Source organism: Janthinobacterium sp. 35, assembly GCF_002754575.1.
Classification (GTDB): Bacteria; Pseudomonadota; Gammaproteobacteria; order Burkholderiales; family Burkholderiaceae_D; genus Janthinobacterium; species Janthinobacterium tructae.
In genome coordinates this window covers 3,114,660-3,127,267 of record NZ_PEFN01000001.1, presented here as the reverse complement: position 1 = coordinate 3,127,267, position 12,608 = coordinate 3,114,660, and the positions used below count along the sequence as shown (strand labels likewise).

The 12,608-nt window shown below is 61.9% G+C and carries 14 protein-coding genes; 5 read left to right on the top strand and 9 right to left on the bottom strand.

Annotated elements, in window-relative coordinates; genetic code table 11:
- The first annotated feature begins 96 nt into the window (after positions 1-96).
- Positions 97-1,278 (top strand): acyl-CoA dehydrogenase, encoded by a 1,182-nt coding sequence (locus CLU93_RS13900; protein ID WP_096238083.1) that lies wholly within the window; start codon positions 97-99, stop codon positions 1,276-1,278.
- The gene (locus tag CLU93_RS13895) at positions 1,278-2,525 is read left to right on the top strand and encodes a CaiB/BaiF CoA transferase family protein (RefSeq protein ID WP_099761925.1); all 1,248 of its coding nucleotides are present in this window, start codon (positions 1,278-1,280) and stop codon (positions 2,523-2,525) included. Before CLU93_RS13900 ends, CLU93_RS13895 begins: the two co-directional genes overlap by 1 nt.
- A gap of 113 nt (positions 2,526-2,638) precedes the next feature.
- Here CLU93_RS13895 and CLU93_RS13890 read toward each other — a convergent pair whose 3' ends face one another.
- The 3 genes from CLU93_RS13890 to CLU93_RS13880 are packed head-to-tail and all read right to left on the bottom strand — an operon-like array spanning position 2,639 to position 4,411.
- Positions 2,639-2,965, bottom strand: coding sequence for a barstar family protein (locus CLU93_RS13890; RefSeq protein ID WP_099761924.1), 327 nt, complete (start codon positions 2,963-2,965; stop codon positions 2,639-2,641).
- An 8-nt stretch (positions 2,966-2,973) separates the two neighbouring features.
- Positions 2,974-3,783, bottom strand: coding sequence for a 4-hydroxy-tetrahydrodipicolinate reductase (gene dapB, locus CLU93_RS13885; protein ID WP_092711959.1), 810 nt, complete (start codon positions 3,781-3,783; stop codon positions 2,974-2,976).
- Between the two features lie 19 nt (positions 3,784-3,802).
- Entirely contained in the window at positions 3,803-4,411 is a 609-nt protein-coding gene (locus tag CLU93_RS13880; protein ID WP_257224963.1) for an outer membrane protein assembly factor BamE, read from the bottom strand.
- Between the two features lie 216 nt (positions 4,412-4,627).
- Here CLU93_RS13880 and fur point away from each other — a divergent pair, with 216 nt between their 5' ends.
- Positions 4,628-5,059, top strand: a complete 432-nt coding sequence (gene fur / locus CLU93_RS13875; protein ID WP_099761922.1) for a ferric iron uptake transcriptional regulator — start codon at positions 4,628-4,630, stop codon at positions 5,057-5,059.
- Between the two features lie 39 nt (positions 5,060-5,098).
- On the opposite strand, the gene hrcA is transcribed toward fur, so the two are convergent.
- Together hrcA and CLU93_RS13865 are read right to left on the bottom strand one after the other, a co-directional pair.
- Positions 5,099-6,115, bottom strand: a complete 1,017-nt coding sequence (gene hrcA / locus CLU93_RS13870; RefSeq protein ID WP_034745713.1) for a heat-inducible transcriptional repressor HrcA — start codon at positions 6,113-6,115, stop codon at positions 5,099-5,101.
- A 117-nt stretch (positions 6,116-6,232) separates the two neighbouring features.
- Positions 6,233-6,958, bottom strand: a complete 726-nt coding sequence (locus CLU93_RS13865) for an HAD family hydrolase (RefSeq protein ID WP_180287851.1) — start codon at positions 6,956-6,958, stop codon at positions 6,233-6,235.
- Positions 6,959-7,203: 245 nt separating this feature from the next.
- On the opposite strand from CLU93_RS13865, the gene CLU93_RS13860 reads away from it, so the two are divergent.
- The gene (locus CLU93_RS13860) at positions 7,204-7,806 is read left to right on the top strand and encodes a hypothetical protein (RefSeq protein ID WP_099761920.1); all 603 of its coding nucleotides are present in this window, start codon (positions 7,204-7,206) and stop codon (positions 7,804-7,806) included.
- 35 nt (positions 7,807-7,841) lie between these two features.
- Complete coding sequence (locus CLU93_RS13855) at positions 7,842-8,423, top strand: hypothetical protein (RefSeq protein WP_099761919.1); 582 nt, start codon at positions 7,842-7,844, stop codon at positions 8,421-8,423.
- A 187-nt stretch (positions 8,424-8,610) separates the two neighbouring features.
- Here the strand turns inward: CLU93_RS13855 and mmsB are convergent, their stop codons facing one another.
- The 4 genes from mmsB to CLU93_RS13835 are packed head-to-tail and all read right to left on the bottom strand — an operon-like array spanning position 8,611 to position 12,605.
- Positions 8,611-9,516, bottom strand: coding sequence for a 3-hydroxyisobutyrate dehydrogenase (gene mmsB, locus CLU93_RS13850; RefSeq protein WP_099761918.1), 906 nt, complete (start codon positions 9,514-9,516; stop codon positions 8,611-8,613).
- A 23-nt stretch (positions 9,517-9,539) separates the two neighbouring features.
- Positions 9,540-10,670, bottom strand: coding sequence for an enoyl-CoA hydratase/isomerase family protein (locus tag CLU93_RS13845; protein WP_099761917.1), 1,131 nt, complete (start codon positions 10,668-10,670; stop codon positions 9,540-9,542).
- Positions 10,663-11,448, bottom strand: a complete 786-nt coding sequence (locus CLU93_RS13840) for an enoyl-CoA hydratase (protein WP_099761916.1) — start codon at positions 11,446-11,448, stop codon at positions 10,663-10,665. The genes CLU93_RS13845 and CLU93_RS13840 overlap by 8 nt, the downstream gene beginning before the upstream one ends.
- On the bottom strand, positions 11,445-12,605 hold the full coding sequence (locus CLU93_RS13835) for an acyl-CoA dehydrogenase family protein (protein ID WP_099761915.1): 1,161 nt from the start codon (positions 12,603-12,605) through the stop codon (positions 11,445-11,447). Before CLU93_RS13835 ends, CLU93_RS13840 begins: the two co-directional genes overlap by 4 nt.
- Positions 12,606-12,608 lie beyond the last annotated feature (3 nt).

Here is a 12,608-nt window from a genome sequence, read left to right as displayed (position 1 = left end):
GTGCAAAAAAATCGTTTGCGCAAGGCCAGGCAAGAACCTACCATGAGCCATATTCAATCTTGCGCCGATCACCGGCGCTCACCTGCGAGGCCTGTGATGAGCAAAACCGTATTCGACTGGAATTCCCCCCTGCTGCTGGAAGAACAACTGACGGGCGACGAACGCGCCGTGCTGGAAGCTGCCCGCGACTATTGCCAGGGCAGCCTGGTGCCGCGCGTGCTCGAATCGTTCCGCCATGGCCGCACGGACGCAGCCATCTTCCGCGAAATGGGCGAGCTGGGCTTGCTGGGCACGACCATCCCCGAAGAATACGGCGGCGCCGGCCTGAACTACGTCTGCTACGGCCTGGCCGCGCGCGAAGTCGAGCGTGTCGATTCCGGCTACCGCTCGATGATGAGCGTGCAATCGTCGCTGGTGATGGTGCCGATCCATGCCTTCGGCAACGAAGAAACGAAACAGAAATACCTGCCGAAACTGGCGACGGGCGAATTCATCGGCTGCTTCGGCCTGACGGAACCGAACCACGGCTCCGATCCGGGCAGCATGGTCACGCGTGCGCGCAAGGTGCCGGGCGGCTACAGCCTGTCCGGCGCGAAGATGTGGATCACCAACAGCCCGATTGCCGACGTGTTCGTCGTCTGGGCCAAGGATGATGAAGGCGCGATCCGCGGCTTCGTGCTGGAAAAAGGCTGGAAAGGCTTGTCGGCGCCGGAAATCCACGGCAAGGTCGGCTTGCGCACCAGCATCACCGGTGAAATCGTCATGGATGAAGTGTTTTGCCCGGAAGAAAACGCCTTCCCCGACGTGCGCGGCTTGAAGGGTCCATTTACTTGCCTGAACAGCGCCCGCTACGGCATCGCCTGGGGCGCGCTGGGCGCGGCGGAAGACTGCTATCTGAAGGCACGCCAGTACACGATGGACCGCCAGCAATTCGGCCGTCCACTGGCAGCGAACCAGCTGGTCCAAAAGAAACTGGCCGATATGCTGACGGAAATCACCATGGGCTTGCAAGGCTGTTTGCGCCTGGGCCGCATGAAGGATGAGGGTTCGCCCGCCGTGGAAATCACGTCGATCATGAAACGCAACAGCTGCGGCAAGGCGCTCGATATCGCCCGCGTGGCGCGCGACATGATGGGCGGCAACGGTATTTCCGACGAGTTCGGCGTGATCCGCCACCTGGTCAACCTGGAAGTGGTCAACACCTATGAAGGCACGCACGATGTGCACGCGCTGATCATCGGCCGCGCCATCACCGGCATCGCCGCCTTCAACAACTGATGGACACCTTGGCTTCCACCCTGCGGCCCGCACCGCTGACCGGTTTGCGCGTGCTGGACCTGTCGCGCGTGCTGGCCGGCCCGTGGGCCGGGCAAATGCTGGCTGACCTCGGCGCCGACGTGGTCAAGGTCGAACAGCCGGGCCGCGGCGACGACACGCGCTCCTGGGGTCCGCCGTACCTGAAAGACGAGGATGGCCGCGACACCGCCGAGGCGGCCTATTTCCAGTGCGCCAACCGCAACAAGCGCTCCTTGTGCATCGACCTGGCCGCCCCTGAAGGCCAGGCGCTGGTGCGCCAGCTGGCGGCTGAATCGGACGTGCTGCTGGAAAATTTCAAGCTCGATGGCTTGAAGCAATATGGTTTGGATGCGGCCAGCTTGCTGGCACTCAATCCGCGCCTCGTGTACTGCTCGATCACGGGCTTCGGCCAGGATGGACCGTACGCGGCGCGCGCCGGCTATGACTTCCTGATCCAGGGCATGGGCGGCCTGATGAGCATCACGGGCGTGCCCGATGGCCAGCCGGGCGCCGGGCCGCAAAAAGTGGGCGTGGCGCAGACGGACATCCTGACGGGTTTATATGCCACCATCGCCGTGCAGGCGGCGCTGGCCGAACGCGAGCGCTCGGGCCTGGGCCAGCATATCGACCTGGCCTTGCTCGACGTGCAAGTGGCGGCGCTGGGCAACCAGGCGGCCAATTACTTGTGCGGCGGCAAAGTGCCGCAACGCATGGGCAATGCGCATCCGAACATCGTGCCGTATCAAGACTTCCCGACGGCCGATGGCGACATGATTCTGGCGATCGGCAACGATGGGCAATTCTCGCGCTTTTGCGCCGTCGCCGGCCACCCCGAATGGGCACAGGATGAACGCTTCGCCACCAATCCGCAGCGCGTGGCGCACCGGGCGATCCTGATTCCCTTGATGCGCCAGACCACGGTCATGCGCACGACGGCCGAGTGGATCAGCGCCTTCGAGGCGCAAGCCGTGCCGTGCGGTCCCGTCAACCGCATCGACCAGGTGTTTGCCGACCCGCAAGTGGTCGCGCGTGGCTTGAAAGTGGAGATGCCGCATCCGACGGCGGGGACTGTTGCGCTGGTGGCCAATCCCGTGCGCCTGTCGGCCTCGCCCGTGCAATACCGTTTGCCGCCGCCGCTGCTGGGGCAGCATACGCAGGAGGTGCTGCAGCAGTGGCTGGGATTGGACAGTGCGGAGATTGACGGCTTGCGCGAGCGCAAGGTGGTGTAAATGTTGGTCGTCTGGACGTAGGTCGGATTAGCGCTTGCGCGTAATCCGACTTGCACAGCCAACAATGTTGTCGGATTACGGCCCGCAGGGCCTAATCCGACCTACGATTCTATTCACTTGAGTACCAGCTTCAACGCCGGCTTTTCGCCATAGTCTTCATAGCGTTCATTGATGCCAGCGATACAGAAGGTGATTTCTTCCAGCAAGTCCGGCACTTGCGCCTTCATTGCCTCCGCGTCTTGCACGACGATGTCCAGCACTTCGTTCGGTTTCAAACGGAACTGCGTCATGTTTTCGTCGTCACGCAGATAGCTGAGGCAATCGACCCAGGCATCCATGCTGTTGCCGTAAAACGCGGGGAAACCGAAGGCTGGCACGCATTGGGCGTGAAAGCTCGCTTCGTCGGTGATGTCTTTTCCATTCAGGATGGCAGTGGCCATGATCTTCCTCAGTTCTTCAGCGACAGCACATCCTGCATGTCGAACAGGCCGGTCGGCTTGTCGGCCAGGAAACGCGCGGCGCGCAGCGCGCCGTGGGCGTAGGTGACGCGGCTGCTCGACTTGTGGCTGATCTCGATGCGCTCGCCGATACCGGCAAACAGCACCGTATGGTCGCCGACGATATCGCCGCCGCGGATGGTGGCAAAGCCGATGGTCGACGGATCGCGTTCGCCCGTCACGCCTTCGCGGCCGTACACGGCGCATTCTTTCAAGTCGCGGCCCAGGGCGCCGGCCACCACTTCACCCATTTGCAGGGCGGTGCCCGATGGCGCGTCGACCTTGTGGCGGTGATGCGCTTCGATGATTTCAATGTCGTAGCCTTCGGACAGGCTTTTCGCCGCCAGTTCCAGCAACTTCATGGTGACATTCACGCCCACGCTCATGTTCGGCGCGAACATGATGGCCGTCTTTTCAGCGGCGGCGGCAATGGCCGCCTTGCCCGCGTCATCGAAACCGGTGGTGCCGATGATCATCTTGATGCCATGCTCGGCGCAATACGCCAGATGCTGCAAAGTGCCTTCGGGACGCGTGAAGTCGATCAGGTAATCGGCGCCGGCCAGGCCGGTGGCCAGGTCGGACTCGATCAGCACGCCAGCCGGCTTGCCCAGGAAAGCGGCGGCGTCCTGGCCGACGGACGGTGAACCAGCGCGGTCGAGCGCACCGGCCAGCACGGCGTCGGGGGCGTTGCTGACGGCTTCGATCAGGATATGGCCCATGCGGCCACTGGCGCCAGCGATGGCGATTTTCAGTTCAGTCATTTTATTCTCTTACAACAACTTATTTGGTGGGTTCGGCAGCAGGTGCAGGCTCGGCGGCAGGCGCCGTTGCAGGTGCAACGTCAGGCTTGCTCACAGGAATGGCAGGAGCGGCATCGGCCGGCACGGGCACGGCGCTCGGCGCCACGGGCGACGGCACGGCGGTGGCAGGCACATCGGCCTTGGCGAGCTTGGCGAACGGCGACGGACCGGCGATGCGGTCGATGTATTCTTTCTCGGTCGGCAAGTTGCCGCCTTCGAAACGTGCCACCTTGCCTTCTTTATCAAAGAACACAACCACGCGGCTGCTCGTGGTTTCGCCACTGCCCCGGGCCAGGCGGAATGGATAATCCCAACGGTCGGCATGGAAAATGTCGGTCAGCAACGAGGTGCCGAGGACGAAACGTACCTGATCGCGCGTCATGCCCACTTTCAACTGGGCCAGCATCTCTTCGGAGACAAAGTTGCCTTGTTGAATATCAGGACGATACGGCGAGAAAAACCACATGAATTTTTGCAACGGCGTAATGGTAGTCGTTTGTGCGCCCTGTTCAGGAACCACTTCCTTGCCTTCTTTTTGGCTGGCTGCCGGCTTTTCGCCAAGGATGCCACGGCTGGCGCAGCCGGACATGGCCAGCGCGACACAGACCATGCCTGCCACGACTGGTGCTCGAAATGAAATACGGTGCCAGAGAGATGGCAATACAGCCGGTGTTACGCGCATAAATGACCTCAATTGGATGAACAAAACGCCAGGAGTGACCGGCCTGCCAAAAAATGCATATTTTGGCACTCCCCGACAAAACGCTATATGATAAAGCACCTGACCCACATACGAGCAACAAACATGAGTAACAATCCTAGTGATCTCAAGGCAAGCGGCCTGAAAGCCACCTTGCCACGCCTGAAGATACTCGATATCTTCCAGAGTAGCCCGGTACGCCACCTGACAGCAGAAGACGTCTATAAAATTCTGCTGGCCGACAATATGGATGTCGGTTTGGCAACTGTCTACCGTGTCCTGACCCAGTTTGAACAGGCAGGCTTGCTGAACCGCAACCATTTTGAAACCGGCAAGGCGATTTTCGAACTCAACGAAGGTTCCCACCACGACCATCTGGTGTGCCTCGACTGTGGCCGGGTCGAAGAATTCTTCGACGAAGAGATCGAAATCCGCCAGCAAAAAGTGGCTGAAGAGCGCGGCTTCAAGATCGCCGAACACGCTTTGGCCATCTACGGTAACTGCATCAAGACGGCTTGCCCGCATAAAACCGCCTGACCCACGCTTGCCGCTCCCACGGGGCGGCTGGCAGTACGATTAATGATGGCTGAGTGCGCTCGACAGTAATTTAGCCGTGATGTCGACGATCGGAATGACGCGCTCGTAGGCCATGCGCGTCGGTCCGATCACCCCCAACGTTCCCACGATCTTGCCGTTGACTTCATACGGCGCCGTCACCACGCTCATCTCATCCATCGGCACCAGGTTCGATTCGCCGCCGATGAAAATCTGTACTCCCGTCGCCTTGCTCGACACGTCGAGCAACTGCATCAAGCCCGTTTTTTGCTCGAACATGTCGAACATCTGGCGCAGCGAATGCATATTCGATGACAGATCGCTCACGCTGAGCAAGTTGCGTTCGCCGGAAATCACCATGTCGTCGCTATGGTCGGCCATCGCTTCGCTGCCCGCTTCCACGGCCGCCTGCATCAGGCTGCCCATGTCGTCGCGCAACTGGCGCAGTTCGCCCTGCAGGCGTACGCGCACGGCGTCGAATGACAGGCCGCCATAATTCTGGTTGATATAGTTGGCCGATTGCACCAGTTGCGCCGGCGTGTAATCAGCCTCCGTCAGCAATAAACGGTTCTGCACGTCGCCGCCGGGGGCAACGATGACGAGCAGGATGCGCTTTTCGGACAGGCGCAGGAATTCGATTTGCTGGAACACGGATTCGCGGCGCGGACTGAGCACGACACCGGCAAACTGCGACAGCGACGACAGCATCTGCGCCGCGTTGGCGATGGTTTTTTGCGGCTGCGGCGTCTGCAGGCGCATGCGCGACTCCACCAGGTGCTCATCCAGATGCCGGACGGTCAGCAAGGTGTCGACAAAAATGCGGTAGCCGCGCGGCGTGGGGATGCGTCCGGCCGAGGTGTGCGGACTGGACACATAACCGAGCTCTTCCAGATCGGCCATGATGTTGCGGATGGTGGCCGGCGACAGGTCCAGGCCGGAAATTTTCGACAAGGCGCGCGAACCGACCGGCAGGCCGTCGGCGATATATCGCTCGACCAGGGCTTTCAGCAGTGTTTGGGCACGTGTATCGAGTTGCATGGTGTCTCAGGTAAGCAAATATTCTTTAAACAAACACATTGTTGATCAAGCGGCAACAACAGTGGCCGAACGTGCAGTAACAGCACCTATTATGCACGTTCGCCCGCCCTGCGGCGATCAATCTTCCAGTTGCCCCTGCAGCCACAGCAGCAACTCGTCAAAGTTGCCGCAGATGGCGTCAGGCTGCACGCCGGCGGCCAGGTGGGCATCGCTGCCCTTGCGGTTCATCCAGACGGCACGCATGCCCGCCCCCTGCGCTCCCGTCACGTCGAAATACAGGTCGTCGCCCACATACACGGCTTCATGCGGCGCCACGTCCAGCGCCGCGCAGGCGGCCAGGAAGATGCTGGCGTCGGGCTTGGCCACACCAAAATCGCTGGCGGCGATCGATACCTTGAAATGCTGCGCCAAACCGATAATTTCAAGGTCTGCATTGCCATTCGAGATGGAGCCGAGCAGCATGCGCTGGCGCATCCAGGCCAGGCCAGGCAAAACGTCGTCATACGGCTGGACGCGGTTGCGCGCGGCCAAAAAGTGCACGATGGCCCCATCGACCAGGGCGGGATCCTCGCCGGCAGCTTCGAAGGCCGACAGCAGGCCGGCGCGGCGCAACTCGATCAAATTGCCATGGAAATGCGGTTGCGCATTGAGCATGGCCAGGCGGTGCTGGCGCAGCACATCGATGGAAAACTGCTGCGCCACCCGGGGCGCATGCGTGGCCAGCCAGTCGTGCAGCAGGGTTTCGGCAGCGGCAATCACGGGCGCGATGGGCCACAAGGTATCGTCGAGATCGAACAGGATGGCCTTGGGCGGCACGGCGGGTTTGACAGGGGCAAGAGACATGGGACTCACAATGGGATGCTGCGTCACGCTGCGCAGAGTGTAGCTATTGTCGCACCGATCGCCGCCGCCGGCTTGGCTGCGCCTCCGTGAAATGGGGCCGGGCCAGCGCTTCCCGGCGAAAAATTGTTACAGGGTGATACAAGGCAAGATCATTCGGCTTGCCAGATAGACTAAAATAGGCGCCATTCCAATGCGGCGCCAGCGTCCGCGTTGCGCTACCCAACCTGATTCGTTTTGGAGAATGTATGAAAAAATTGTACCTGCGCTCGATGCTGGCGGCGGCTTGCGCCGTCACACTGGCAGCTTGCGGCGGCAGCGGCGGCAACCTGTATCTGAGTGGCCAAGTCTCCAATCTGGCAAAAGATGGCCTGATTCTGCTGAATGATGGCGAACGTTTGTCCGTTCCTGCAGGCCAGTCCCAGTTTGTATTCACCAAGCTGGTCAAGACCGATGACCGCTACGACATCAGCATCGCGCAGCAGCCAAAGGGCGCCGTGTGCACGATTACCAATGGTAGCGGCAAGGCAACGAGCTATTCCGCAAGCACGGCCGTGGTGAGCTGCGTGACCAATACCTACCCGCTGACCGGCACGATCACGGGCCTGACCGCCGGCGGCTTGCACCTGGTGATGGGCCCCAACGGCATCAGCCCCCTGGCTGGCGCCGACTCCTACACATTCGAAAAGGTCGCTGACGGCGCCCCATACAGTATTTCCATACTGCCTCCACAGCCAACGGGCCTGACGTGCCGCTTCCAGGGTTCCACCAGTGCCGACGGCAGCGATACGGTCGGCACGATGGGCTCTGCCCCCACGACCGCGGCCACACTCGACTGCACGCCGCAGTAATCCTTGCGATCCGTCACCTAATTTTGGAGAAATACATGAAGTTATCCTGCCTGCGCCCACTCGCCGCGCTGCTGCTGACCCTGGGACTGGCCGCTTGCGGCGGCAAGGCCTCGTATGATGTCAGCGGCACCGTCAGCAACTTGAACAACAATGGCCTGATCCTGGCCAATGGCGGAGAAGAGCTGCCGATTGCAGCCGGCCAGACCTCGTTTACCTTTAAAAAGCGCATCGACTATGGCACCGACTACAACATCACCTTCAAGCAACAACCGGCCCATATGACTTGCGGCATCAGTAATGGCTCCGGTTCGGCTGGCCATTACGTCAACATCAGCGCCGCTGTTTCTTGTTCACAAAATACGTATAGCGTGAGCGGCACGATTTCCGGCCTGACGGTAGACGGCTTGGTGCTGATTAACGGTAATGTAACAACCACGGTGGCCAAGGATGCCAAGACCTTTACCATGGTCGGCGCTGTCGCCGATGGTACTACCTATGGCGTCGGCGTCTCCACCCAGCCGAAGGGGCTGCTGTGCGTCGTACAGCCAGGCACAGGCGCTGGCACCATGGGCAGCGCCAACGTCACCACCGTACAGATCGCCTGTAATCCGGCCTGAGGTGCGGGAACGGTAGCCGCCATGCGGCTACCCGGAAGAGATATCACGTAAATATATAATTGATATTACAAAGATAAATTGGAGTTATATGTGGCGATGCAGCATAATGCATCTGTCTCCTCCAACTCTTCCAAGAATTGGATTTAGCCCGCTTTTACCAGCGGGCTTTTTTTTTGCCCAAAATTTCTCAGGCGGCAGGCGTTTGCAAACCAGGCTGCAGCATGTGCACGATGCTGGAGAAATCCTGCTGCGCATAACCGGCTTGCGCATGCATCTGGTACAGCTGGCGCACCAGGCCGCCCAAGGGCGTGGGCGCGTTTGCCGACAATGCCGACTGCTGCGCCAGGCCCAGGTCTTTCAGCATCAGCGCCGTGCCGAAGCCGCCCGTGTAATTGCGCGACGCGGGCGTGCCGTCCATGACACCGGGCCACGGGTTGTACACTTCCAGGGTCCAGTTGCGGCCAGAACTCTTGGCCATGATGTCGGACAACACTTTCGGATCGAGGCCATGCGCCACGCCCAGGTTCAGCGCCTCGGCCGTACCGGCCATCAGAATACCCAGCAGCATGTTGTTGCAAATCTTCGCCACCTGGCCAGCGCCCGCCTCGCCCGCATGGAAGATGTTCTTGCCCATCTTTTCCAGCAAGGGACGCGCCTGCTGCAAGGCCGCCACGCTGCCACCGACGATGAAGGTCAGGGTGCCGGCCGCCGCGCCCGCCGTGCCGCCCGAGACGGGCGCATCGAGCATGGCAAAGCCCCGCTCACTGGCCGCCTGCGCTACCTGACGTGCCACGTCGGCCGCGATGGTGCTGCAATCGATGAACAGGGCACCGGGCTTGGCCGAGTCGAGCACGCCGCCGGCGCCCAAGTACAGTTCCTGCACGTGCTTGTTGGCTGGCAGCATGGTGATGACGGCGTCGGCCGTCTGCACGGCTGCGCTGGCGGATGCGGCCGCCGTGGCGCCTGCTTCGACCAGCGACGCCACTGCCGCTGGCGCCAGGTCGAACACGGACACATGGAAGCCGGCGGCCACCAGGTTGCGGGCCATCGGCGCGCCCATGTTGCCCAAGCCGATAAAAGCGATATGTTGCATGGTAAAAATCTCCTGTTATTCTTTTACTGCAGGTCGCGCAAAGGATGGCTATCCCACGGCGCCGTGAAGTATTCATTAAGATACGCATCGCCGACGTCGGCCAGGCTGGCCGGCTGCCATTGCGGCGCGTTGTCCTTGTCGATCAACAAGGCGCGCACGCCTTCGCTGAAGTCTGCGTGGGCACAGCATTGCACGGCAACGATCAGTTCCAGCTGGAACACTTGCGCCAGACTCATGTGAAGAGTGCGTTCGCGCATGGCCCACACCAGGGCGGCCGAAGTGGGCGTGCCCTTGCCCAGTGTATGGGCCGCCTTTTGCAGCCAGGCCGAGTCGCCCTCATACGCGGCAATGGCGGCCACCACTTCGGGCAAGGTGGGCGCTTGCGTCAGCGCGGCAATGGCGTCGAAGTTGGCGCGCACTTCCGAGACAGGCAGCATGGATACCGGCGCCGAAAAGCCGCGCAGCAAACGGCTCAGCTGCTGATGGTTCGCGGGCGCATCCACTTGCCATTGCGCCAGCGCCAGCGCGTCGAGCACCATGGCGCGCTCTTCCTGGCGCAGGAAATAATCACCGAGGCCCGCAAACAGCGCGTCGGCCGCGTTCATCGGTGCGCCCGTCAAGCCCAGGAACAGGCCGCTGCGCCCCGGCATGCGGCCCAGGAACCAGCTGCCGCCCACGTCGGGAAACAGGCCGATGGTGATTTCCGGCATGGCGATGCGCGTACTTTCCGTCACCACGCGGTGGCTGGCACCGGCCATCAGGCCCAGACCGCCGCCCATGACGATGCCGCCGCCCCACACCAGCAGCGGCTTTGCATACGTATGGATGCGGTGGTCGAGCCGGTATTCCTCGGCAAAGAAGGCCAGCGCCTGCGGATTCGGCACGACGCCGGGCTGCTCGACCACGGCCGAACGCAGGCTGCGCACATCGCCGCCCGCGCAAAAAGCCTTGTCGGTCGACGACTGCAGCACCACGCAGGCGATCTGTGCATCGTCCGCCCAGCGCACGAGGGCGCCATCGATGGCGCGGATCATCTCCAGCGTCAGCGCGTGCAGGGACTTCGGTGCATCGAGGGTGATGACGCCCAGCTTCATGCCGCCGGGACAGTCGCGTACTTCTATCTTGACGGTCTCAATCAGGGTACTTTCAGCCATTCTTCCACTCCGCCGGACGTTTTTCCAGGAACGCTTGCACGCCCTCTTTCTGGTCTTGCGTATCGAACAAGCCCAGGAACAGGGTGCGTTCGTCGGGCAGGGAATTGACCAGCGGATGGCTGCGCGCGCCCTGGATCAGGGTCTTGCACGCCGTCACGCTGCTGGGGCTCTGGCGTGCCACCTTGGCGGCCAGCGCCAGCGCCGTGGCGGCAGCCTTGCCGGTAGGCACGACTTCCTCGACCAGGCCGATGGCCAGGGCCTTGGCCGCATCGACGCGCTCGCCGCACAAAATCATGCGCTTGGCCCAGCCTTCGCCCACCAGCCACGGCAAGTGCTGTGTGCCGCCCGCGCACGGCAGCAGGCCGACGGACGCTTCCGGCAAGGCCATCTGTGCGTGTTCTTCGGCGATGCGGATGTCGCAAGCGAGCGCGCATTCGAGCCCGCCGCCCATGGCATAGCCATTGATGGCGGCGATGCTGACGCCGCGAAACGCGGACAGCGCCTCGAACGCCTCGCCAAACGCGGCGGCCATGGCGAATGCCGTGTCCTTGTTACCGTCGGCAAATACTTTCAAGTCGGCACCCGCCGAGAAGAACTTGGCGCCGCCGCCCGTGATCACCAGCGCATACACGTCCGGATCGGCATTCAGGTCGGCCACCAGCTGCGTCAGCGCATTCAGGCTGGCCAGGGTCCACGTGTGGGCGGGCGGGTTGTCGAGGGTCACCAGGGCCGTGTGGCCACGGCGTTCCAGCAACAGATTGGTATACACTTTAGTCATCGTAAGGTCTCCGTGGCGCCGTCTTTCAAAATCGCTCGCGCGACGATCAGGCGCATGATTTCATTCGTTCCTTCCAGGATTTGATGCACGCGCGTATCGCGCACGTGGCGCTCGAGCGGGTACTCGCGGATGTAGCCGTAGCCGCCGTGCAATTGCAACGCATCATTGGCGACATTAAAACCCGCATCCGTGGCGAAACGCTTGGCCATGGCGCAATACGCGGTGGCGTCCGGGCTTTCCTGGTCCAGTTTCCAGGCCGCCAGGCGCACCATCTGGCGCGCCGCCACCAGTTCCGTCAGCATGTCAGCCAGCTTGAATTGCAAGGCCTGGAACTGCGCCAGTTCGCGGCCGAACTGCGTGCGCTCCTTCATGTACGCCTGCGCCCGCGTGAGGGCCGCTTGCGCCGTGCCCACCGAGCACACGGCAATGTTGATGCGCCCGCCATCGATACCCTTCATGGCGATGGCAAAGCCTTCGCCTTCCGCACCCAGCAAGTTGCCAACAGGCACTTTCACCTGATCGAAGCTGATGATGCGCGTGGGCTGGCTGTTCCAGCCCATCTTTTCTTCTTTCTTGCCATACACGATGCCGGGCAAGTTCGCCGGCACGGCAAACGCGGAAATACCGGCCGCGCCTTCGCCGCCCGTGCGCGCCATGACAATCAGCATGTCCGTCTGGCCCGCGCCCGAGATAAACGCTTTCGTGCCGTCGAGCACATAAAAATCGCCATCCTTGACGGCTTTGGTGCGCAAGGACGCCGCGTCGGAACCGGACTGCGGTTCCGTCAGGCAATAGCTGGCCAGCTTCTGGCCGGCTGCCAAAGCCGGTACCCACTCGTCGCACAGGGCTTCCTGGCCCCAGCGCGACAGCATCCAGGTGGCCATGTTGTGGATCGTGATGTAGGCCGTGGTCGAGGTGCAGCCGCCGGCCAGCTCTTCAAACACGATGGCCGCATCCTGGCGGGACAGGCCCAGGCCGCCCCAGCGCTGCGGCGTGTACAGGCCGCAAAAGCCCATCTCGCCTGCCTTGGCAATCGTTTCCACGGGGAAGATCGATTCCGCATCCCAATGCGCCGCGTGCGGCGCCAGTTCGCCTTCGGCAAACGCACGCGCCGCCTGCTGAAACTCGCGCTGCTCGTCGCTCAATTCAAAGTCCATGCC